Annotated in this window: 17 protein-coding genes; 7 read left to right on the plus strand and 10 right to left on the minus strand. The window is 63.5% G+C overall.

Features of this window, described 5'->3' with window-relative positions; all coding sequences use genetic code 11:
* Positions 1 to 279: 279 nt before the first annotated feature.
* Positions 280 to 654 (minus strand): hypothetical protein, encoded by a 375-nt coding sequence (locus AADW18_RS12590; RefSeq protein ID WP_337343745.1) that lies wholly within the window; start codon positions 652 to 654, stop codon positions 280 to 282.
* A gap of 261 nt (positions 655 to 915) precedes the next feature.
* Positions 916 to 3,396 (minus strand): ATP-dependent helicase HrpB, encoded by a 2,481-nt coding sequence (gene hrpB, locus AADW18_RS12595; protein ID WP_337343746.1) that lies wholly within the window; start codon positions 3,394 to 3,396, stop codon positions 916 to 918.
* 116 nt (positions 3,397 to 3,512) lie between these two features.
* On the opposite strand from hrpB, the gene AADW18_RS12600 reads away from it, so the two are divergent.
* The gene (locus tag AADW18_RS12600; protein WP_337343747.1) at positions 3,513 to 5,270 is read left to right on the plus strand and encodes an endonuclease; all 1,758 of its coding nucleotides are present in this window, start codon (positions 3,513 to 3,515) and stop codon (positions 5,268 to 5,270) included.
* 62 nt (positions 5,271 to 5,332) lie between these two features.
* Positions 5,333 to 6,145 (plus strand): TatD family hydrolase, encoded by an 813-nt coding sequence (locus tag AADW18_RS12605; RefSeq protein WP_337343748.1) that lies wholly within the window; start codon positions 5,333 to 5,335, stop codon positions 6,143 to 6,145.
* 36 nt (positions 6,146 to 6,181) lie between these two features.
* Here the strand turns inward: AADW18_RS12605 and AADW18_RS12610 are convergent, their stop codons facing one another.
* Positions 6,182 to 6,646 (minus strand): nuclear transport factor 2 family protein, encoded by a 465-nt coding sequence (locus AADW18_RS12610; protein ID WP_337343749.1) that lies wholly within the window; start codon positions 6,644 to 6,646, stop codon positions 6,182 to 6,184.
* 45 nt (positions 6,647 to 6,691) lie between these two features.
* On the minus strand, positions 6,692 to 7,009 hold the full coding sequence (locus AADW18_RS12615) for a hypothetical protein (protein ID WP_337343750.1): 318 nt from the start codon (positions 7,007 to 7,009) through the stop codon (positions 6,692 to 6,694).
* 188 nt (positions 7,010 to 7,197) lie between these two features.
* Here AADW18_RS12615 and AADW18_RS12620 point away from each other — a divergent pair, with 188 nt between their 5' ends.
* Positions 7,198 to 9,180, plus strand: a complete 1,983-nt coding sequence (locus tag AADW18_RS12620) for a winged helix-turn-helix domain-containing protein (protein WP_337343751.1) — start codon at positions 7,198 to 7,200, stop codon at positions 9,178 to 9,180.
* Positions 9,181 to 9,417: 237 nt separating this feature from the next.
* On the opposite strand, the gene AADW18_RS12625 is transcribed toward AADW18_RS12620, so the two are convergent.
* Together AADW18_RS12625 and AADW18_RS12630 are read right to left on the minus strand one after the other, a co-directional pair.
* Positions 9,418 to 10,188 carry an ABC transporter permease gene (locus tag AADW18_RS12625; protein WP_337343752.1) on the minus strand — a complete coding sequence of 257 codons (771 nt, stop codon included), beginning with the start codon at positions 10,186 to 10,188 and terminating at the stop codon, positions 9,418 to 9,420.
* Positions 10,185 to 11,156 (minus strand): ABC transporter ATP-binding protein, encoded by a 972-nt coding sequence (locus tag AADW18_RS12630; RefSeq protein ID WP_337343753.1) that lies wholly within the window; start codon positions 11,154 to 11,156, stop codon positions 10,185 to 10,187. Before AADW18_RS12630 ends, AADW18_RS12625 begins: the two co-directional genes overlap by 4 nt.
* Before the next feature lie 83 nt (positions 11,157 to 11,239).
* Here AADW18_RS12630 and AADW18_RS12635 point away from each other — a divergent pair, with 83 nt between their 5' ends.
* The 4 genes from AADW18_RS12635 to AADW18_RS12650 all read left to right on the plus strand — a co-directional run bounded on the left by AADW18_RS12635 (position 11,240) and on the right by AADW18_RS12650 (position 15,577).
* Positions 11,240 to 12,010, plus strand: a complete 771-nt coding sequence (locus AADW18_RS12635; protein ID WP_337343988.1) for a ferredoxin--NADP reductase — start codon at positions 11,240 to 11,242, stop codon at positions 12,008 to 12,010.
* Positions 12,011 to 12,100: 90 nt separating this feature from the next.
* The gene (locus tag AADW18_RS12640) at positions 12,101 to 13,609 is read left to right on the plus strand and encodes an alpha/beta fold hydrolase (RefSeq protein ID WP_337343754.1); all 1,509 of its coding nucleotides are present in this window, start codon (positions 12,101 to 12,103) and stop codon (positions 13,607 to 13,609) included.
* 43 nt (positions 13,610 to 13,652) lie between these two features.
* A complete protein-coding gene (locus AADW18_RS12645; RefSeq protein WP_337343755.1) occupies positions 13,653 to 14,399 on the plus strand; it encodes an ATP-binding cassette domain-containing protein in 747 nt (248 codons plus the stop codon).
* On the plus strand, positions 14,396 to 15,577 hold the full coding sequence (locus AADW18_RS12650) for an ABC transporter permease (protein WP_337343756.1): 1,182 nt from the start codon (positions 14,396 to 14,398) through the stop codon (positions 15,575 to 15,577). The genes AADW18_RS12645 and AADW18_RS12650 overlap by 4 nt, the downstream gene beginning before the upstream one ends.
* A 194-nt stretch (positions 15,578 to 15,771) precedes the next feature.
* Here the strand turns inward: AADW18_RS12650 and AADW18_RS12655 are convergent, their stop codons facing one another.
* The 4 genes from AADW18_RS12655 to rnpA form a co-directional block, all read right to left on the minus strand.
* Positions 15,772 to 16,791: an energy transducer TonB gene (locus AADW18_RS12655; RefSeq protein ID WP_337343757.1), complete on the minus strand. Its 1,020-nt coding sequence runs from the start codon at positions 16,789 to 16,791 to the stop codon at positions 15,772 to 15,774.
* 452 nt (positions 16,792 to 17,243) lie between these two features.
* Positions 17,244 to 18,587 (minus strand): tRNA uridine-5-carboxymethylaminomethyl(34) synthesis GTPase MnmE, encoded by a 1,344-nt coding sequence (gene mnmE / locus AADW18_RS12660; RefSeq protein ID WP_337343758.1) that lies wholly within the window; start codon positions 18,585 to 18,587, stop codon positions 17,244 to 17,246.
* A gap of 92 nt (positions 18,588 to 18,679) precedes the next feature.
* Positions 18,680 to 20,389, minus strand: a complete 1,710-nt coding sequence (gene yidC, locus AADW18_RS12665) for a membrane protein insertase YidC (protein ID WP_337343759.1) — start codon at positions 20,387 to 20,389, stop codon at positions 18,680 to 18,682.
* A gap of 13 nt (positions 20,390 to 20,402) precedes the next feature.
* A complete protein-coding gene (gene rnpA, locus AADW18_RS12670) occupies positions 20,403 to 20,828 on the minus strand; it encodes a ribonuclease P protein component (protein ID WP_337343760.1) in 426 nt (141 codons plus the stop codon).
* Positions 20,829 to 20,893: the final 65 nt, after the last annotated feature.

A 20,893-nucleotide genomic window follows, 5' to 3' on the forward strand; every position in this document is an offset into this window, starting at 1 on the left:
GAGCTCTTTCTGTCAGACACGATAAAGCCAAAGCAATCGAAGCCCGTGCGTTCGCCATCTGGACGCGCTGCGGCGCGTTCTTGATCGTGTTGACCGAGCGGCTATCGAGGCGCGGAGCGGCGTCCCGCCGCGAGCTCTTTCTGTCAGACACGATAAAGCCAAAGCAATCGAAGCCCGTGCGTTCGCCATCTGGACGCGCTGCGGCGCGCTCATGGTCGCGCGCACCGACGATCCGCCGAGGCGCGGGACGGCGCTCCTACGCCAGCGTCGGTCTTGACGCTACTGCTCGGTCGAGACCGAAGACGAGTGCGCGCGCGATTTGCGGGCGGCGGTACGCTTGCTGGCGGTGGCGCCGTTGACACGCCGTGCTTCAACCCGCCTGGATTTTCCCTCGATCGGCGCATGCGCTTCATCGTTCTTGCGCTTGCGGTAGGCCGCATAGGCCAACAGCCCCACGCCAGCCGCCGCCGCAATGGCGATGACCGGATTGCGGCGGACGAATCCGCTCGCCACTTTGGCGCCGGTCTTGACCGCGCCCAAGGCCGCACCCGTCTGCAACAGTTTGTCGCCGCTGGGCACCATCTGTTTGAAGCTATCGCTGGCTTGGCTGGCCAGTTCCATCGCGCGATCGGTAATGATCGTCAGTCTGCTCATGGCATTCCCCTGTCGGGTGGGTGACGGCGCCAGTGTCCACTGAGCCGTGTTTACAACATGTTAGCGGCAAGGACCAAGACCAACCGGGCACTGAATGGGGAATCGGGAATCGGGAATCGGGAATCGGGAATCGGGAATCGTAAGAGCTTTGCTTTGCCTCCCCCTTTTTAAAAGGGGGACTGAGGGGGATTTGCTTTTGCTCTTCTAAAAGCAGAAGCAACCCCCCGTAAGCCCTTTGAAAAAAAGGCAAAAGCCGGACGCTTATGTCCCGCGCGGCTTGGCGCGATGAGTCGCCGTGGCGGACCAGGGATCATCCGGCCACGGGTGGCGCGGATATCGCCCCTTCATTTCCTTCTTCACTTCCGGATAGGTGCGTTCCCAGAAGCCGCGTAGATCCTGCGTCACTTGCAGGGGCCGGCCGCCGGGCGACAACAGGTGCAAGGTGAGCGGAACACGTCCGTCGGCGATCCGCGGGGTATCCGCCAGGCCGAACAATTCCTGCAGCTTTACCGCCAGGACCGGCGACTGCCCGTACGTGTATTCGATGCGCCGCTCCATGCCTGAAGGCACCGTGATGCGGGTGGGAGTTAGTTGATCGATCCGTTGGCGCAGCGACCAGTCCAGCGAGGACTTCAATGCGCCGGCCAATGCTTCTTCATCGAGCGCATCCAGACGCGTCTTGCCTGAGAACGCCGGCAGCAGCCATTCGTCCAGGTTTGCCAGCAAGGCTTCGTCGGAAAGATCGGGCAGCTCCAGGTCCGGCATCCATTCACGCAGACAACGCACGCGCTCGCGCCATTGCTGCAGGGATTCGCTCCACGAAAGTGCAGACAAACCCAACTCGCGCACCGCCTCGGTCAATGCCGCCGCCGCGCGTTCCGGATTCACTCGGCCGGCCGGCTTGGATTCCAGCACGATCTGATCGAACCGCGATTCGCGCTGGGCGATGAGTGCTCGGCGCGACGCATCCCAGCGCACGGCATCTTCGCTGACGAAGCGCTCTGGAAATTCGTTGCGCAAGGCGTGCTCATCCAGCGGCGCGCCACGTTGTATCAGTGCATCCTTGGCTTCGTAGCGCAGCTCGTTAGCGACCAGCCATGGCTCGCCGAACAATGCGCTGTCGTCGAACAACTTCGCCATGCGTCCGTTCGCCAACTGATAGCGGCGTGGATCGTTGCTGTGTTGCCGCGCGATGCGGTCCGGGAACGCGTGCAACAGCAAGTCGCCCAATCGGTGCGCCTCGATGGTGATGGGCGGCGCGGCGTCCACGCGGATTCGCCGCCGCCATTGTTTGGCGGCGGCATCGATGACGGCCAGACCGGAACGGTTGGCGTCCGCCGGCGCGCGGCCGCTGCGAAATGCGGCCAAGGCACGCCAACGCGCGGCCAGTGCATCGCCGCCGCTACGCAGTGGATCACGCGCCTCGACCAAGGCGGCCAGATCGCAGGCCAACGCGCGATCGTCAACGCTGCGCGCGGACAGCAGCATTGCCGCCAGCCGCGGATGCGTGCCCAGCGCCAGCATGCGTTTACCCAATGGGGTGATCGCATTGGATGCGCTCAGGCCGCCCAGGCGCTGCAACAGATCGCGCGCGGCAGCCAATGCACCGGGCGGCGGAGGGTCGACGAAACGCAATGCATCGCTACCCCAGGCGGCGAGTTCCAATGCCAGCGACGCCAGTTCTACCTGCGCGATTTCCGGCCGGCGTTGCGGTTCCAGACGCTGCGATTGCGGCCACAGCCGATAAGCCCAGCCGTCCGCCACGCGACCAGCGCGGCCAGCGCGCTGGTCGGCGGACGCACGCGAGATGTTGACGATCTCCAGCCGGGCGAAGCCGCTGTTCGGGTCATAACGTGGTTCACGCGCCAGCCCGGCGTCGATCACCACGCGCACGCCGGGCAGCGTGACCGAAGACTCCGCGACATTCGTCGCCAACACCACACGGCGGCGACCCTGCGGGTCTGGCTGCAAGGCTTCGGATTGTTTTTCCACGGGTAGTTCGCCATGGAGCGGAAGGACGATCGCCCCGAGAGAAGAACTCAAGGCCGTCTCCACTTTCGAAATCTCCCGCTGTCCCGGCAGGAACACCAGGACGTCGCCGGGATGTGTTTGCAATGCGTCCTCGATGGCGCGGCGCGTTTGCAGTTCCAATGATTCATCGCGGCGCGCCGGGAAATGAGCGATCTCCACCGGATAGCTGCGGCCCTCACTGCTGAGCCGCGGCGCATCCAGAAACCGCGCGAGTTTTTCGCCATCCAGCGTCGCGGACATCACCACGATGCGCAGGTCTTCCCGCAGCTGCGCCTGCACATCCAGCGCGAATGCCAGACCCAGGTCCGCAGAAAGATGCCGTTCGTGGAATTCATCGAAGAGGATCGCGCCAATGCCTTCCAGCATGGGGTCGTCCTGGATCATCCGGGTCAGGATGCCTTCGGTCACCACCTCGACGCGGGTGCGTGCGGAGATCTTGTTTTCGAAACGGATGCGGTAGCCGACCGTGTCACCGGCGGCTTCGCCCAACTGCTGGGCCATGAAGCCCGCCGCCGCCCGCGCGGCCACCCGGCGCGGTTCCAGCATGATGATCTTGCGCCCGTCCAACCAGTCCTCATCCAGCAACGCCAGCGGCACCTGGGTGGTCTTGCCGGCGCCCGGTGGCGCTTCCAGTACCAGGCGCGGGTGCGCCGCGAGCGAGGAGCGGACCTGCGGCAACAGGGCCTGGATGGGAAAAGACGATGCAATCATCCGCAAAGGCTAACGGTAACCCGCCCGCATTGCAGGCCTGAAGTGCGACGGCCTGCGATGCGGCTGTCATCTGCATGGGCTAGATTCGGCCGGACCCTTCCGGAAAGGATTCGCCGATGTCGTCAGCACATGCGTTTTCCCGCCTGCTTGGCCTGGCCCTGTTGCCGCTATGCGGCTATGCCCATGCCGAAGTCTTCATCAACGAATTGCATTACGACGACGCCACCTCCAGCGGCGACGTGGGTGAGCGCATCGAGGTGGTCGCGACTGCCGGCGAAAGCCTCGGCAGCTACCGCATCTATCTGTACAACGGTTCTTCGCCCGGTGCGGCGACCACCTATGACAACGACCTGGTGCCCGCCGGCAACCTGGTGAGTTGTGGCGGCAGCGTGCGCATCGCCATGCTCAGCTATCCCAGCAACGGCATCCAGAACGGTGCCAACGACGGCATGGCGCTGGTCGACGGCAGCGGCAACGTGGTGCAGTTCCTGAGTTATGAAGGCGCCATCACCGCCAGCAACGGTCCGGCTGCGGGCCGCACCAGCAGTAATCTGCCGGTGTCGGAAACCGGCAGCACCGCCGCTGGCACTTCGCTTCAGTTGGGCGGCAGCGGGGGCCCGGCTAACTTTACCTGGCGCAGCTCGGCTACCCAGACCTTCGGTAGCTGCAACAACAGCCAGAGCTTCTCCGCTCCCAATCCACCTCCCACGGTGACCGCCACGACGCCAATCCAGGGCGCGACCGATTTTCCCGCCGCAGGCGATCTTTCGGTCGGCTTCAGCGAGACGGTGAGCCTGGCCAGCGGCGCCCTGACCCTGACGTGCGCCACGTCGGGCAATGTGCCGTTGACACATGCCAGTTCGGGCAGCGGCTTTATCGTTTCCACCAACAGCGCGTTGCACGCAGGTGAAAGCTGCACGTTCCGTGTGGTGGCCAGCAAGGTCTCCGACGCGGGCGGCGCGCATCCCACGCAGGACACGGCCATCGATTTCAGCATCGCCAATGGCGGCGGCAGCGGCGACTACTACTCGCGCGTCAACACCAGCAGCGCATCGCAGTTGCGTTGCTCGCTGCATGCCACCATCAAGGGCCACACCGCGTATCCGTATAGCGGCGGTACCACCAACACCTGGACCATTCTCGAAATCGCCGACGAGGATCCCAACAACGGCGGCCGCATTCTCGATGTCTACCGCAATCGCAGCTACCTCAAAGGCAGCGAACGTGCGGGCACCGGCACCGGCATCACCTACAACCGCGAGCACACCTGGCCCAATTCGCTCGGCTTCGGCAGCGCCACCGGCGACCTGGGCTTGCCGTATGCGCCCTACACCGACACCCACATGCTGTACCTGAGCGACACCGGCTACAACGCGGACCGCGGCAACAAGCCATACGCGGCCTGCACGCAGTCTTCCGGCTGCGGCGAACGCGCCACCGAAGCGAACAACGGCTTTGGTGGCGGCAGCGGAACCTATCCCGGCAACGGCAACTGGTTCAAGGGCCCGGACGGCAACAGCGGTTCGTTCGAAGTCTGGGGCCACCGCCGCGGCGATATCGCCCGCGCGGTGATGTACATGGCGATCCGCTACGAAGGCGGCACCCATCCGGGCAACGGCCAGTCCGAACCGGACCTGGAACTCACCGACAACCGCAGCCAGATCGTCATTACCTCGTCCTCGCCCGCATACATGGGCTTGCTCTCCACCCTGGTGGCCTGGCACCAGGCCGATCCGCCCGACACGGCCGAACGCGAACGCAATGAGGTGATCTACAGCTTCCAGGGCAATCGCAATCCCTTCATCGACCGTCCGGAATGGGCGACCTCGGCACTGTTCACTTCGAGCAAGCCCGCAAGCTGCCAGTTGAACTGACCACGCGCGCGCAGCACTGGCGAGTAGATCGCCAGTGCTGCGCACGTTGCTAAACTTGCGCCATGCAGCTTATCGATATCGGCGCCAATCTCACCCACGACAGTTTCGATCACGACCGCGACGCGGTGCTGCAACGCGCGCGCGATGCCGGCGTGGTGCAGATGGTCATCACCGGTGCCAGCCGCGAACATTCACCGCAGGCGCTTGCCCTGGCCAAGGCGCATCCAGGTCAGTTGTTCGCCACGGCCGGCGTGCACCCGCATCACGCGACCGAATACACCGACGAATGCGACGCCGAGATGCGCGCATTGCACGCGCACCCCGAAGTGGTCGCGGTGGGCGAATGCGGGCTGGATTACTTCCGCGATTTTTCACCGCGCCCGGCGCAGCGCAGGGCCTTCGAACGGCAGCTGCAGATCGCGGTGGACCTGTCGGTGGGAGGCGTCGGCAAACCTCTGTTCCTGCACCAGCGCGATGCCCACGCGGATTTCATGGCGGTGATGAAGAACTTCGCCGGCAAGCTGGGGCCCGCCGTGGTGCATTGCTTCACCGGCACCCGCGAGGAGTTGTTCGATTATCTGGATCAGGATTGGCACGTCGGTATCACCGGCTGGCTCTGCGACGAACGCCGCGGCCTGCACCTGCGCGAACTGGTGAAGAACATCCCCGCGAACCGCCTGATGATCGAAACCGATGCGCCCTACCTGCTGCCGCGCACGGTCAAACCGCAACCTTCGCACCGCCGCAACGAGCCGATGTACCTGGCGCATATCGTCGAAGAGTTGGCGCGCGACCGCGGCGAGGATGTGGCGACCACGGCAGCAATAACGACGGCGACGGCACGCGAGTTCTTCCGCCTGCCCGCAATCTCGTAGGTCGGGCTGCGTTGACATTCGCGATTTGCACTGGCGTCATTTCTTCGGCGCCGGGGTCGACTGGTGAACTACCAATTGCCAGCGCCCTTCGCGGCGCACGAAGACATTGAGGAAACGAAGCGCCATCTCGCCGTAGTTTCCCTTGTACGTGCCCGCCAAGTTCTCGATACCGGTCACCAGAGCCGTATCGCCGTAGACGGATACTTCCATGTCCTGGTCCTGGACCAGATCGGGCTTCAGGTCTCCCGAGGCGAAGGCGGCGATGTCGGCCTGCCTGCTCACGACCGAGCCGTTCATAGCGTGCACGCGGAATTCCCTTGCGTACAGACGTTCCAGATACGGAACATCCCAATTGACTCGCGCCGCCGCCCATTCGTCCTGGATCCTGAGCAGCTCTTTCTCGGTCTCACCGAGGGACTGGGCCCAGCCTGGCGCAATCAACACCAGGCACAACGACGTAGTAACCGCTGCCAATTTCACAAAGTAAGCGAGCTTGATCATGGGATTCACCCTGATTGCATGGACCCGTGCCGGCAAGCTCCGCGGTCACCGCGGGGCATTCGTTTGCGCGACCCTGCGGGCGGGTTCGCGCGCGGGCGGTGCTATCACCAGCCGAACCCGTGTTATGCCCTCGCGCTGGCAGGCGCGGCGGGCTTCGGCCATTAGGCGGGCACGCGTGGCATAGACCTGGCTGAAGTTGTGCTGGCCGGTCATCTCGCCGACTTCACGCTGGCTGGGCAGGGCCGGTTTGGCGCAATCGACCACGATGGCGGGTGCGCCAACGGGCGCTTCCGTTGCGTGGACGGGAGCCACGCCGAACGAGGCGAACAGCGACAGAAGAACGAGGAAGATGCGGGTGTTCATGGCGATTTCCTTGACGGTGAACCGGGTCGTTCCCGGCGTCGCCAGCTTCCCGCCACCGGTGCCGGCCGGTCTTTAGGAACTCCGCGGGCTGCGCAGATGCTTTGTCGGAAAAGCTTAGGGAATGCTTAGGCCGGACCCATGGGCTTTACGCGTATGCTGAAAGCACAGGGTTTTCGACATCGCCCGCCATGACCTCGCCCCAACCGGCCAATCTAGTCTTCGACGATGTGGTGATCGATTTCGCCGGCCGTCGCCTGTTGCGGGGCGGCGCCGAACAGCCATTGGAACCCAAAGCTTTCGCCGTGCTGTCCTTGCTAGCGAGCGCGCCCGGACAGGTTTTCGCCCGCGACGACATCCTGGATGCGGTCTGGGGCCATCGCCATGTCACTCCGGGCGTGTTGAACCGGGTGGTGACCTTGTTGCGGCATGCGCTGGGTGAAGACGCACAACATCCGCGCCTGCTGCATACCCTGCATGGCACCGGTTATCGCTTCGATCTGCCCGCGCAGGAGGCGATTGCGACTTCCGCGCCGCCGCCAGAACGGCGTGCACCCTCCGATTACCGCGACCCAGACATCGACGGCGCCAGCGCGATACCCGCTCAGGACCGTAAGCACCGCCCCTGGCTGATTCCCCTGTTTGTGTTGGCATTGTTGGTGGTGGCGGCGCTGGTTTGGTGGCGTAACACTCCTCCCCCGCCCGTGGTGGCGTCCGCCACAAAAGCTGCGCCGATCAGCGACCCGACCCTGGTGGTGATGCCGCTCAAGGCCATCGGCAACGATGCGGTCGGGCGCGAACTCGCCGAGGGTCTGGGCGAAGAATTGATCGGCACGCTGGCGCGGATCGATGGCTTGCGTGTGATCGCACGCGAGTCGACGGCGATTGCCGCGGCCGAATCCACCGATCCGACCCAACTTACGCAGCGCCTGGGCATCACCCACGCCCTGGAAGGCAGCCTGCAGCGGGGCGGACAACATCTGCGCGTCCGCCTGCGCTTGATCGAAGCCGGTAGTGGCCGCGCGCTATGGGCCAGGGATTTCGATCGCGACGCCACCGAGGTGTTGGCCCTGCAGCGCGAGATCGCTCAAGCCGTGGCGACCTCGCTGACCTTGAAGATGGGCCTGGCCGCCGGACCCGTAGCGAAGAGCGGCGATGCGGAGTTCCTGCGTCGCTATCTGGCCGCGCAAGCGCTGCTGCGCAACCGCGGGGACGCCATCGACAGAACGGTCGAGCCGGCAGAAGCCGAATTCCGCGCACTTATTCGCGAGCGTCCTGACGATGCGCGAGCCCATGCGGGACTCGCCTCCGCACTGGGCACGCGCGCCTACCGGCGCCCGCATCTGGCCGCCGCGCTGCGAGCCGAGGCCATGCAGGAAGCAGCCATCACTCAGCGATTGGATCCTGCCCTGCCCGAACCTTATTTCCTGCAAGCCACCGAAGCATGCCGCGCCAATCGCTGGGAACCCTGTCTGACTTTGCTGGAAAAAACCACCGCGCTGGCGCCGAACTTCTATCCGGCCCGCTATCAACAGGCCATGACCAAAGCGCAGCTCGGCTATCTGAAGCAAGCCGAGGCGATCGTGCGGGAGGATGTGGCGCGCGATCCCATCAATCCCGGCAAACGCTTCACCCTGGGCCGTATCCTCGACACCGCGGGAGCACACGAGGACGCGCACGCACAGTTCGAGCGCAGCGATGTCTTCGCCACCTACGGGCGGTGGTTCAATGCGGTCTGGCGCAACGACTACGCCGCCGCCACGCGCATCGCCGAGCGGGACTTCGACGACCCAGCGCTGCACGATACCGAAGCGAGACGGCTCAAGGCCTCGTACGTCGCCAGTTCGCGCGCGTTGGTAGACCCGGCTTATTGGCCGCAGGCCGAAGCCGAGATGCGGAAGTTCGAAGCGGAGACCGGCTTGCTGAACTTCAACCGTGTGCTGATGCCCGACGCCAGCGCCCATGCGCCCGAACTTATCGGCAAACTCGACGTGCTACGCGAACGCTCGTACTCGAGCTGGGACCTGTTGCTGTGGACCAAGGACTTGGCCTATCTGCGGCGCGATCCGGCCTTCCAGAAATACCTGCGGGACAACGGCATCCTGGCCTATTGGAAGAAGCATGGCTTCCCGCCGCAATGCCGCCCGCAGGGCGAGGACGTCGCTTGCGACTAGCCGCCGCCTGCCAACCGTGAGGTGATAACGCTCTCGTGGAGCGGAGCTTGCTCCGCTGCTCTTTGAAGACGTCCAAGGTTTCTTCGTTCATAGCGAAGAACAGCCGAGCAAGCTCGGCTCTACGAGAAGCGCTCTTAGCAACTATTCGCTATTACTTGCCGTTGCGACGGTCTTATTACTACTGACTCGTTGCTATTGCGGGACGCCGCTCGGCTCTACGTGAAGCAGGTATGCCGGTTAACTACGCAATCCCACGCCGCGCTTCAACAACCACAAACCCAATGCGCCTAGCCCTAACACGAACCCGAACATCAAGGCATAGGCAATCCACAGCGGCACGTCGCTGGTGCCCAGCAGGCCATAACGGAACGCATTGACCATGTAGAAGATCGGGTTGGCGTGGGTCATTGCTTCGGCCCAGGGCGGCAGCAGCTTGACCGAATAGAACACGCCGCCCAGGTAGGTCAGCGGAGTCAGGATGAAGGTAGGCACGATGGCGATGTCGTCGAACTTCTTGGCATAAGCCGCGTTGACGAAGCCCGCCAGCGAAAAGATCGTAGCGCCCAGCAGCACGGTGCTGAGGGTGACCAGCGGATGTGGGATGCGCACCTTGGTGAAGAACATCGCGATCACCAGCACGATGGAGCCGACCATCAAACCGCGCAGCACCGCACCGGCAACGTAGCCCAGCAGGATCACCCAATTCGGCATCGGGCTGACCAGCAGTTCTTCCACATGGCGCCCGAACTTGGCACCGAAGAAACTGGAGGAGATATTGCCGTAGCTGTTCTGGATGATGCTCATCATGACCAGCCCGGGCACGATGAATTCCATGTAGCTGTAGCCGCCCATGTCGCCGATGCGCGACCCGATCAGGCCGCCGAAGATCAGGAAGTACAGCGTCATGGTGATCGCCGGCGGCACCAGCGTCTGGCCCCAGATGCGCAGGATGCGCATCACTTCGCGGCGAACGATCGTGCCCAAAGCAACCAGGTTGGGATTGCTCATGCGGCCTGCTCCCGGCGCGCGGCGGCTTCGTCGCCGGTGAGCCGTACGAACAGTTCCTCCAACCGGTTGCTCTTGGTACGCATCGAACGCACGCGGATGCCCGCATCGTTCAATGCGGCGAAGACCCGATTCAGATCCATGGCGCGCGGCATATCCAGGTCCAGCGTGTGGTTGTCGGTGGCGATCAGCGTGGTGCCTTCGATGGCGGGCAGCTGCTGCGGCAATTCGCCGTCGATGTCGAAAAGGAAACCCTCGACGTCCAGCTTGGCCAGCAGCGTGCGCATCGGCCCCTGCTCGACGATCTTGCCGTGGTCGATGATGGCCAGATTGCGGCAGAGGCTTTCGGCTTCTTCCAGGTAGTGCGTGGTCAGGATGATGGTGGTACCGGCCGCGTTGATTTCCTTCAGCGTTTTCCACATGCCGCGGCGGATCTCGATGTCGACGCCGGCAGTGGGCTCGTCGAGGATCAACAGGCGCGGCCGGGTCATCATGGCGCGGGCGATCATCAATCGGCGCTTCATTCCGCCGGACAGTGTGCGGCTCATCATCTGGGCTTTTTCCCACAGCTGCGCGCGCTTGAGTTCTTCCTCCGCACGCACCAGCGCTTCCGCCCGTGGAATGCCATAGAAGCCGCCGTAGTTCACGCAGATATCCAGCGGCTTCTCGAACATGTTGAAGTTGATTTCCTGCGGTACCAGCCCGAGCAACCGCATGGCGCCGTCACGGTCGCGGTCCAGATCCACGCCGAACACGCTGACCTCGCCGGCGCTCTTGTTCACCAACGAGCTGACGACACCGATCAAGGTGGATTTACCGGCGCCGTTGGGACCCAGCAGCGCGAAGAAATCACCGGGATTCACCTGCAGCGATACGCCTTTCAGCGCTTCCACGCCGTTGTCGTAGATCTTGCGCAGACCCGTGATGGAAAGAGCCGGAACGTGGCCGGGGGCCGAATTTTGCGGAGCCATAGTGCCTTTGCGGCGCCGGTCGGCGCCCGGAAGAGTGCAAGCGCTTATTATAGGCGTCCCGCCGGGCTGGACCCGGCACCAGTCTGTTCCATCCGACCGCATTGGCCATCGTCCACTTTCCATTGAAGCTCGTCACGCGCCGCATGTTGGCGCCCAGCGTCGGCCATTACGTCTTCGTCCGTGACGACGGGCAGCCGCTGGATTTCATCCCCGGCCAATTCATCCAGGTGCATTTCCAGTACGCCGATGGCGGCGCCACCAAACGCAGCTATTCGCTGGCGACCATCCACGACCACACGCTGGGGCCGGGTGAGGCGGTGGAGATTGCGGTCAGTTACGTGCCAGGTGGCGCGGCAACCGCATTGTTCGAAGGCCTGCCCGAAGGCGGCCAGGTCGACGCCAGCGGCCCCTACGGCCGTTTCTGCCTGATGCCTGCCGACCAGAATCGCCGCTACCTGCTGATCGGCACCGGTACCGGCGTGACGCCGTACCGGGCCATGCTGCCGGAGCTCGAAAGACTGATTGGCGAGCGCGGCATCGAAGTGGTGCTGCTGTTCGGCGCACGCACGCCGGAGGAACTGCTGTACGGCGAAGACTTTTATGCCTTTGCCACCAAGCATCCGCAGTTCCGCTTCGTACCCTGCTTCTCGCGCGAAATGCCGGAGAATCCGCATCCGGACGTCCGCCACGGCTACGTGCAGCAGCACCTGGCGGAATTCGCACCCGACCCGGGAACCGACATCGCCTATCTCTGCGGCAATCCCAACATGGTGGATGCCTGCTTCGAGACGCTGAAAGAATACGGACTGCCGGTGCCGCAGATCCGTCGCGAGAAATACGTCAGCAGCAAGTAGGCCCAAGCCTGGGCATGTACTTTGGTCACATCCGGCGCGTGCGGCCGTCATGGCATGCTGTGCAAGCACTGCCAAGGACAACAAGCCCCTATGCGTAACTCACGATCTCTGCTGGCCGCCGGCCTGAGCCTGCTGGCGCTCAGCGCATGCGGCGGTTCGGCGCCTTCCGAGGAGCACGGTCCCGTTGGACGCCAGTACGGCCGGATAGCATTCCAACCCTGCACGCTGGCGGCGCCGTATTCGACGATCAATGTCGAAGCACAGTGCGCGCGTTTCGAAGTGCCGGAAAATCCGCAACTGCCGCAAGGCCGCAAGGTCGCCTTGAACATTGCCTGGCTTCCGGCGACCAACGAAGGCGCGGAAACCGCGGATCCGGTGTTCTTCCTGGCCGGCGGCCCCGGACAATCCGCTGTGGAAGTATGGCCGGCCATCGATGGCGCGTTCCGCGATGTGCGCAAACTGCGCCACGTGGTGCTGGTGGACCAACGCGGTACCGGCAAATCCAATCCGTTGGCCTGCCGCGACGAGCACGGTAAAAATGCTTACGGCGAAACACAGGACACCAGCGCCGATGCCGCCGTCGCGTTCGCGCGCCGTTGCGCCGAACAGTTGCAAGCCGATCCGCGGTTCTACACAACGACCGATGCAGTGCGCGATCTGGATGCGGTACGCGCGGCGCTGGGCGCCGACAAGATCAACCTGGTTGGTGGTTCCTACGGCACGCGGGTGGCGCAGCAGTACGCCATGCGCCACCCGCAGCACACCCGGTCACTGGTGCTCGACGGCGTGGTTCCCAACGAGTTGGTGCTGGGCAGCGAACATGCGCGCAATCTGGACGAGGCGCTGGCCCTGCAGTTCAAGCGCTGTCAGCAAGCACCGGCCTGCGCGGACAAGTTCGGCAAGGATCAACGCGAGCAGCTGCGCGCTTTGATGACTCGCTTGTCTGCTCAGCCCGTGCAAGTGGAATACCGCGACCCTTCCACAAACCAGACCGGTAGCGGGCAGGTCGACGCCGGCACCGTCGCCAGCCTGACCCGCATGTTCTCTTATGCGCCGCAAGCCGCCGCATTGTTGCCGCTGGTACTCAGCGAAGCCGAGCAAGGCCGCTATGGGCCATTGATGTCGTTGTCGAAGCTACTGGAAAACCAGCTGGGTGAGCAGTTCATGCATGGCATGCAGTTGTCGGTCATCTGTACCGAGGACGTCGATCTGTTGAAGGACAATGCAGCCGATCGCGACACCGTGCTAGGCGACACGATGAACGCTTATCTGAAAGCGCAATGCGCTGTATGGCCCACCGGTTCGCGCCCGGCCGACTTCCATGCGCCGTTGAAATCCGATGTGCCCACCCTGCTGATGTCCGGCGAGTTCGACCCGGTCACGCCGCCGCGGTATGGCGCCCAAGTGGAGCGGCATCTGCGCAACGGCCTTCATTTGGTGCTGAAAGGTCAGGGCCATGGCAGTTTCGGCACTGGCTGCGTACCCAAATTGCTGGGCCGTTTCATCGAAAGCGCGGACGTGAAGACCGTGGATGCCGGTTGCCTGGAATCGCTGGACTATGTGCCGCCCTTCACCAGCTTCAATGGATGGGAACCCTGATGAACAATGCGCTCCCAATCACGCGACGTGAGGATACAAACCCATGATCGTCGCCGATGATCTGCACAAGGCATTCAAGACCAAGACCGGAAAAGTCACCGCGGTGGATGCCGTCAGCTTCGAAGCTCACGACGGCCAGATCACCGGCCTGCTGGGACCCAATGGCGCCGGCAAGACCACCACCATGCGCATGCTGTACACGCTGATGTCGCCGGATAGCGGGCAAGTGCGCGTGGATGGCATCGATGCGGCGAAGGACCCTATCGCGGTACGCCGCGCACTTGGCGTGCTGCCGGATGCACGCGGTGTCTACAAACGGCTGACCGCGCGCGAGAACATCGCCTACTTCGGCGAATTGCACGGACTGTCGCGCGCGCAGATAGAAGAGCGCACGCGCGCGCTTTCGGCGGCGCTGGATATGGAGGACATATTGGACCGCCAGACCGAAGGATTTTCGCAAGGACAGCGCACCAAGACAGCGATCGCGCGCGCGTTGGTGCACGACCCGAAGAACGTGATCCTGGACGAACCCACCAATGGCCTGGACGTGATGACCACGCGCGCGATGCGCGGTTTCCTGCGCCAACTTCGCGACGAAGGCCGTTGTGTAATCTTCTCCAGCCACATCATGCAAGAGGTCGCCGCCTTGTGCGATCGCATCGTGGTGATCGCTAAAGGCCGGGTGGTCGCTTCCGGCACGGCCGACGAACTGCGGCAGCAGACCGGCGAAGAAAATCTGGAAGAAGCATTCGTCAAGGTCATCGGCTCCGAAGAGGGACTGCAGGCATGAGCATCTTCGCCACCGTACTGACCGTCATGCGCAAGGAGTTGCGTGACCTGTCGCGCGACCGCCGCACTTTGGCGCTCGCGTTGTTCCTGGGGCCGCTGCTGTATCCGGCACTGATGCTGGGCATGGGCTACCTGACCGAGAACCGGATCAAGACGCAGATCGACAAAACCTTGGAAGTGCCTACCGTGGGCCGCGAGCACGCGCCCAACCTGGTGGCCTTTCTGGCAACCCAAGGCATCGTGGCCGTGGCGCCGCCGAAGGACCTTGATGCGGCCGTTCGCGACCAATCGGTCGATGTGGCGTTGCGTATCCATGAGCGCTACGCGCAGGACTGGCGCGAAGGGCATCCGGCACTGGTGGAGATCGTCAAGGACAGTACTCGTCGAGACGCTGATATTCCCGGCAGACGCCTGCAATCGGCTTTGGAAGGTTATAGCCAGCAAGTCGGTGCACTGCGTCTGCTGGCGCGGGGTGTCGACGCGTCGGTCGCCAAGCCGATCAACGTGGGTACACAGGACCTCGCGACACCGGAAGCCAAACGCGGCGTGTTGCTGTCCGCACTGCTGCCTTACTTGCTGATCCTGACGTCATTCATCGGCGGCGCGTATCTGATTCTCGATGCCACCGCCGGCGAACGCGAGCGCCAATCGTTGGAGCCGCTACTGGCAACACCGGCAGCACGCGGCGCGGTGGTCAGCGGCAAGATCGCCGCGGCCTGCGTCATCGGCATGTGCACCTTGTTGCTGACGCTGTTGGCGTTCAAGTTCAGCGCGCAGTTGTCCACCAGCATCGGCCGCCAACTCAACGTGTCGTTCGCCGCGATGGCGCAAATGCTGTTGATCCTGTTGCCGATGCTCTTCATCGGTACGTCGCTGCTGACGTATCTGGCGGCGTCGGCCAAGAGCATGAAGGAAGCGCAGAGCCACATGACCTGGCTGATTCTGCTGCCGATGATCCCCACCTTCGCGCTGCTGGTTAATCCGCTGAAGAGCCAGCCCTGGCAGTACGCGGTGCCATTCCTGGCGCAGAACCAGCTGCTGCTGAAAGTGATCCGCCATGAATACATCGGTCCGCAGACATGGGCGATCTATCTGGCGGCGGGTTTCGGCTTGGCGGCGCTGCTGTGGTTCGCAGCGGTGCGGCGTTATCACCACGAGAAGCTGGCAATCTCTGGTTAGAGCCGGGAGCCATGTAGGAGCGCCGTCTCGGCGCGAGCTCTTCGCTTCTATCGTGATCTGACCGAAAGAGCTGGCGCCGAGACGGCGCTCCTACGGCAAAGATCATCCCTGCAACACCGGACGGCGATCCAACAAAAAAGGCGAGCCTTCCGGCTCGCCTTTTCTCCTATGCGTCTCTACAACGGACGCCAGACTCAGCCCGGATTGAAGCCGATCGTACGCCGCGTAGTGATGGGCGCATCGACGGGTTCGAATTTCCAGCGTCGCACCGCGTTCAAGGCTTCACGATCGAACACGCGGGCCGGCGTAGCACGGACCACACGAGCGGCGGTAACCGAGCCGTCAGTGCCGACAGTGATTTCAACCAACACTTCACCACTGGTACCCGATCGCAGCGCGTCCGGCGGATAGCGCGGCGCGGGCGTGCTGACGGCGCGCAACGGTTGCGCCGCCGTTGTCGGACGCGCCGCGGCAGGTGCGGATGCCGTGTTGTTGGCAGCGGGAGCAGCGGGGCGGTTGGCCGCTTCACGCTGGGCAGCCGCTTCACGCTGGGCGGCGGCTTGGCGTTCGGCTTCCGCGCGCGCGGTCTCCTGTTGCGCCAACTGCTGAGCGGCGACGGCTTCGGCGGCCTTCTGCTGCTCGGCTTGCTGGGCCAACCGCTGTTGCTCCTTCGTGCGCGCTTCCTGTTCGGCCAGGGTCTTGGCCTCGTCCGTGACCGCGCGTTGGGCAACGGCTTGCTGAGATGTGGCGATGCTTTGCTTCAGTCGCGGAAGAGCCGGTGCATTGGGGTCGGCTTTTTCGATCAGCGTCGACAGGCGCTGGGCTTCCGCGAATTCTTCGCGAGCGATGCTCTGCTCCGCGGCTATCAGCGTGTACGGCATCAGATCGGTGAGCGCGCTGGTGACGCCGGCATCATTCGGCAGCTTGTCGCGCAATGCCAGGTAGTACTCCATGGCGTTATTGCCGCCCGGCGCGTAGATGCGGTTTTCACGCAATGCATTGGTGGCCGATTCGCGCAGCTGGTCCACGTTCATGGCCTGCACTTCCGCGGATACCGCGGCTGCTGGTGGAGCGGCCGCCGGGGCGTTAGCCGCCGGTTGCGCAGGTGTTGCGGACGGCGCCGCCGGTTCATCCTTGGAGCAAGCGGCTACCGCCAGGATCAGCAGCAACGGCAGAACGCGGCGAGACGGCCGGTAAATACGGGCTAAAGACATCGGTTCAACTCCCCAAAGCATAAATTTTCTACATCCCCAGTGCGTAGGACGCGTGATCCCGGTAGTTTTGTCAACCAGAGCCATGCTCCACGTCTTTTTCCCGGCCCCGGACACAACCCTTCCTGACCTGAGTTCCACTTCCCTGGATGGCCCGCTTTATCCGTCGTGCGCACCGGCTGGGTACCCCTACCCGGTTCGCAGGGTACCTCGGGCGTTCGATAGCGCCGATTGACGGCCGTCACACTTTTGCTTGGGTGGCAAGCTTTTCTGTGGAGGATAACCGGGTCGCCAAGGGAAGAGCTCGCCGCCGGGCCGTTTTCACTGATGGGAGCCCATGTAGGAGCGCCGTCCCCGGCGCGAGCTCTTTCCGCCAGATCGCGATAACGGCGAACAGCTCGCGCCGGGGACGGCGCTCCTACATGAGGGGCAACGAACGCCGACGCGACCCTACGCTATTTGCCGATGCAGAAGGTCGAAAAAATGTGGCCCAGCATATCGTCCGCGCTAATACGGCCGGTAATCTCGCCCAATGCATCGTGGGCCATGCGTAGTTCCTCGGCGGCGAGCTCAAGACGCTCATGCTCGAGTTCATCCGCCGCCGCGCCTGCATAGGCACTCGCACGTTGCAGCGCTTCGACATGGCGAGCGCGCGCGGAGAATTCACCCTCGCTGGATTCGCCGGCATCGCCTGTGGCCAGAGCACGCAGGCGCTGATGCAGTGTTGCTATGCCGTCGCCGGTAACCGCTGAGACATGCACGACCGTGTCTGTGTCGGGTGGCGGGTTGGTCAACAGATCGGCCTTGTTGTGTATCCACATCACACGCGGCACCAAGGCGATCACCTCGGCTATCGCCCGGCGGCCGGTTTCGATGTCGCTGGCATCCAGCACTGCCAGTGCGAGATCCGCACGCTCCAGTTCCAGCCTGGCGCGGCGCATGCCCTCACGTTCTATGGCATCGCCGCCTTCGCGCAACCCGGCGGTGTCGACTAGATGCAGTTCCAAACCATCCAACCGAATCGTTTCATGCAGCGTGTCGCGGGTGGTTCCGGCGACGTCGGTCACGATCGCGCGGTCGCTGCCGGCCAACACGTTCAACAATGAACTCTTGCCAGCATTGGGTGGGCCGACGATCACAGTGTGCAGGCCATCGCGCAACTTCCGTCCGCGTTCGGCCTCGGCAAGCAATTGCGCAAGCTGCGTTTGTGCCAGTGCAAGCTTTGTACGGACTTCGCGGCCACCCAACGTGTCCAGCGATTCGTCGGCGAAATCGATCGCCGCTTCCACATGCACACGCAAGGCAAGCAAGCGTTCGGACAATGCGTTGACGCGTTGCGAGAACACACCCTCGAGTGCGCGGCGCGCGGCACGCGCAGCACGCGAGTCGGCAGCGGCGATCAGGTCAGCGATTGCCTCGGCCTGCGCCAGGTCCAGCCGATCATTGAGAAAGGCGCGCTCCGAGAATTCTCCTGGCCGCGCATGACGTGCGCCCAGCGCGCATGCGCCCGCAACCAGTTGCTGCAGCACCACTGGACTGCCGTGCGCTTGCAGCTCGACGACATCTTCGCCAGTGAAGCTATTCGGGCCTGGAAAAAACAACGCGATTCCGTCGTCGATGGTTTCCCCACGGTCATCAACGAAGCGCACGTGATGCGCATAGCGCGGCTTCAGCGCGCGGCCGCAGATGCGTTCGCCGATAGGACGTGCTTTCGGACCTGACAATCTCACGATGCCCACACCACCCGCCCCGGAGGCAGTGGCGATGGCGGCGATGGTGTCGGCGGCAACGTCGGACATGGTGATTGGAAAGAGGACGGGAGAATAGGGTAACGGAAACAGAAAACCCGCCGTTCGGCGGGTTTTCCTTCAATCAGGTAAAAGCCCGAATGCTATTTGGCGGGGGTGGCTTTGGCTGCCGCTGGTTCGCCATGGCGCTTGGTCATCCACCACTGCTGCAGCAGGCCCAAGGCACCGTTGGTGACCCAGTACAACACCAGACCGGCCGGGAAGAACGCCATCATCACACCGAATACCAGCGGCATGAACTGCATCATCTTCTGTTGCATCGGGTCCATGCCCGGTGCCGGCGTCATTTTCTGCGTCAGCCACATCACCAGCATGTTGAGCGCTGGCAGGATGAAATATGGATCACGGGCGGTCAGGTCCTGGATCCAGGCGAACCATGGCGCCTGGCGCAGTTCCACCGATTCCACCAATACCCAGTACAAGGCGAGGAAGATCGGCATCTGCACCAGGATGGGCAGGCAGCCGCCCATCGGATTGATCTTCTCTTTCTTGTACAGCTCCATCATCGCTTGCTGGAACTTCTGGCGGTCGTCGCCATAGCGTTCCTTCAGTTGCGCGATGCGCGGCTGGAACTTGCGCATCTTGGCCATGCTCTTGTACTGCGCCGCAGACAGCGGATACAGCGCCAGCTTGACCAGGATCACCAGGCCGATGATCGACCAACCCCAGTTGCCGATGAAGCCGTGCAGGAAGTTCAGCACCCAGAACAAGCCTTCGCCGATCACCGCGAAGATCATGAACTGGCTGTAGTCCACGGCGCGGTCGAGACCCGCCACGCCCTGCGCCTTCATTTGTTCGATCAGTTTCGGCCCGACATAGAGACGCGCCGATGTGGTCGCCTGCTGGCCAGGCGCAACGGCGACGCCGGGACCGATCTCGCGGATCAACGCGCGTTTGCCACCGGGCAGCGATTGCTCGTCCAGCGATATCACCGTGGTATCCGTGGACTGCGGAATCCATGCGGAGAAGAAGTGGTGCTGCAGGATGGCGATCCAGCCGCTGGCGGTCCGCTTTTCGACCTTGCCGTCTTCCAGATAATCCTCATCGAACTTACGGCGTTGATAGCCGCCGTCCGCGCTGTACCACGTGGCGCCGCTGAAGCTGAAGGATTCCGGGTTGGTCATGCCGCTTTTGACCGGGGGCGGATTGCGCAACAGCTGGCGATATACCGAGCCCTGCCACGGCGCGCTGCCCGTGTTGATGACGTCGTCGCGCACAGTCAGTGTGTATTCGCCGCGCTTGAGCGTAAATGTGCGGCGGATCGTGATGCCGTTGGGACCCTGCCAAACGAACGGCACCGAGACCTCCGCAGTACCGGGTGCCAGGGTGAGATTCGCGGCACCTTCCGCGGGTACGAAGCCGTACTCGTGTGTAGGTGCAACCCCCGCGCTGACCCATCCGCTCTCGGCGACAAAATAGTTAGCCGGGTCTTCGCTGAAGAGTTTGACCGGCGCGCTGCCTTCCGATTTGCTCTGCGGATACTTCAGCAGTTCCGCCGACAGCACTCGTCCGCCGTCCAGCGTCATTCGAAGTACATCGGTCGTCACCGTCACGGGCTTGGCAGCCCCTGGCGTGGCAGTGCTGGCCGATGTCTCGACCTCGGTGGGCGGAGCCGGAGGCAACAATGCGGCGGCGCTCGGAACGGTGCTGCTGCCCGTCGCGCGGGGAGCAGACGTGGTCGCGGGCGATGGGGTTGGCGATGCTGGAGTCGCGTTGCGCTTACCCCACTCCATCCACAACAAGGTCGCCACCATCAGCCAGGCGAAGATCAGGAATACACGGGTCTGGTTCATCAGGCAGGCAATCTCAACCGGCTTCGGCAGCCGACGTGGGGGTGGAGGAAGAAGGGGAATGCGTGGCCGGCGGCATTGTGCCGCCCGCAGCCGGCGCGGGCAATGCGCCAGCGCGGGTCAGGACGCGTACGAAGGTGGTTCGCAACTGCGTAGGCGCCGCTTGCACCGCGGCGGCGCGCGCCATAACCACGTAGTCACCGGGAGCAAGCTGCGATCGCAGCATCCGGAATTGTTCGCGCAGATTGCGCTTGATGCGGTTGCGCACCACGGCGCGCGTGCTCACTTTGCGAGACACCGCCAAGCCCAGGCGAGCCGGTGCTTCGCCAGGCAGCCAGTGCAGGCTGAACAGGGGATCGGAAGTGCGACGTGCTTGGTCGAAGACGCGCGCGTAATCGGCGCGCGCGCGCACCCGCGCCTGGCGCGGGAAAGAGAGTTTCATAGCTGGGAAGAGTCCGCACCGGAAAGTGCGGGCTCCCGGCACTGGGGTCGCATTGATGCCTCCGC

Source organism: Pseudoxanthomonas sp. CCNWLY206-1, from assembly GCF_039710385.1.
Classification (GTDB): domain Bacteria; phylum Pseudomonadota; class Gammaproteobacteria; order Xanthomonadales; family Xanthomonadaceae; genus Pseudoxanthomonas_A.

Bases quoted from the DNA above. Each gene is read 5' to 3' on its own strand.
- AADW18_RS12590 (WP_337343745.1), bottom strand. From the start codon at position 654: ATGAGCAGACTGACGATCATTACCGATCGCGCGATGGAACTGGCCAGC.
- hrpB (WP_337343746.1), bottom strand. From the start codon at position 3,396: ATGATTGCATCGTCTTTTCCCATCCAGGCCCTGTTGCCGCAGGTCCGC.
- AADW18_RS12600 (WP_337343747.1), top strand. From the start codon at position 3,513: ATGTCGTCAGCACATGCGTTTTCCCGCCTGCTTGGCCTGGCCCTGTTG.
- AADW18_RS12605 (WP_337343748.1), top strand. From the start codon at position 5,333: ATGCAGCTTATCGATATCGGCGCCAATCTCACCCACGACAGTTTCGAT.
- AADW18_RS12610 (WP_337343749.1), bottom strand. From the start codon at position 6,646: ATGATCAAGCTCGCTTACTTTGTGAAATTGGCAGCGGTTACTACGTCG.
- AADW18_RS12615 (WP_337343750.1), bottom strand. From the start codon at position 7,009: ATGAACACCCGCATCTTCCTCGTTCTTCTGTCGCTGTTCGCCTCGTTC.
- AADW18_RS12620 (WP_337343751.1), top strand. From the start codon at position 7,198: ATGACCTCGCCCCAACCGGCCAATCTAGTCTTCGACGATGTGGTGATC.
- AADW18_RS12625 (WP_337343752.1), bottom strand. From the start codon at position 10,188: ATGAGCAATCCCAACCTGGTTGCTTTGGGCACGATCGTTCGCCGCGAA.
- AADW18_RS12630 (WP_337343753.1), bottom strand. From the start codon at position 11,156: ATGGCTCCGCAAAATTCGGCCCCCGGCCACGTTCCGGCTCTTTCCATC.
- AADW18_RS12640 (WP_337343754.1), top strand. From the start codon at position 12,101: ATGCGTAACTCACGATCTCTGCTGGCCGCCGGCCTGAGCCTGCTGGCG.
- AADW18_RS12645 (WP_337343755.1), top strand. From the start codon at position 13,653: ATGATCGTCGCCGATGATCTGCACAAGGCATTCAAGACCAAGACCGGA.
- AADW18_RS12650 (WP_337343756.1), top strand. From the start codon at position 14,396: ATGAGCATCTTCGCCACCGTACTGACCGTCATGCGCAAGGAGTTGCGT.
- AADW18_RS12655 (WP_337343757.1), bottom strand. From the start codon at position 16,791: ATGTCTTTAGCCCGTATTTACCGGCCGTCTCGCCGCGTTCTGCCGTTG.
- mnmE (WP_337343758.1), bottom strand. From the start codon at position 18,587: ATGTCCGACGTTGCCGCCGACACCATCGCCGCCATCGCCACTGCCTCC.
- yidC (WP_337343759.1), bottom strand. From the start codon at position 20,389: ATGAACCAGACCCGTGTATTCCTGATCTTCGCCTGGCTGATGGTGGCG.
- rnpA (WP_337343760.1), bottom strand. From the start codon at position 20,828: ATGAAACTCTCTTTCCCGCGCCAGGCGCGGGTGCGCGCGCGCGCCGAT.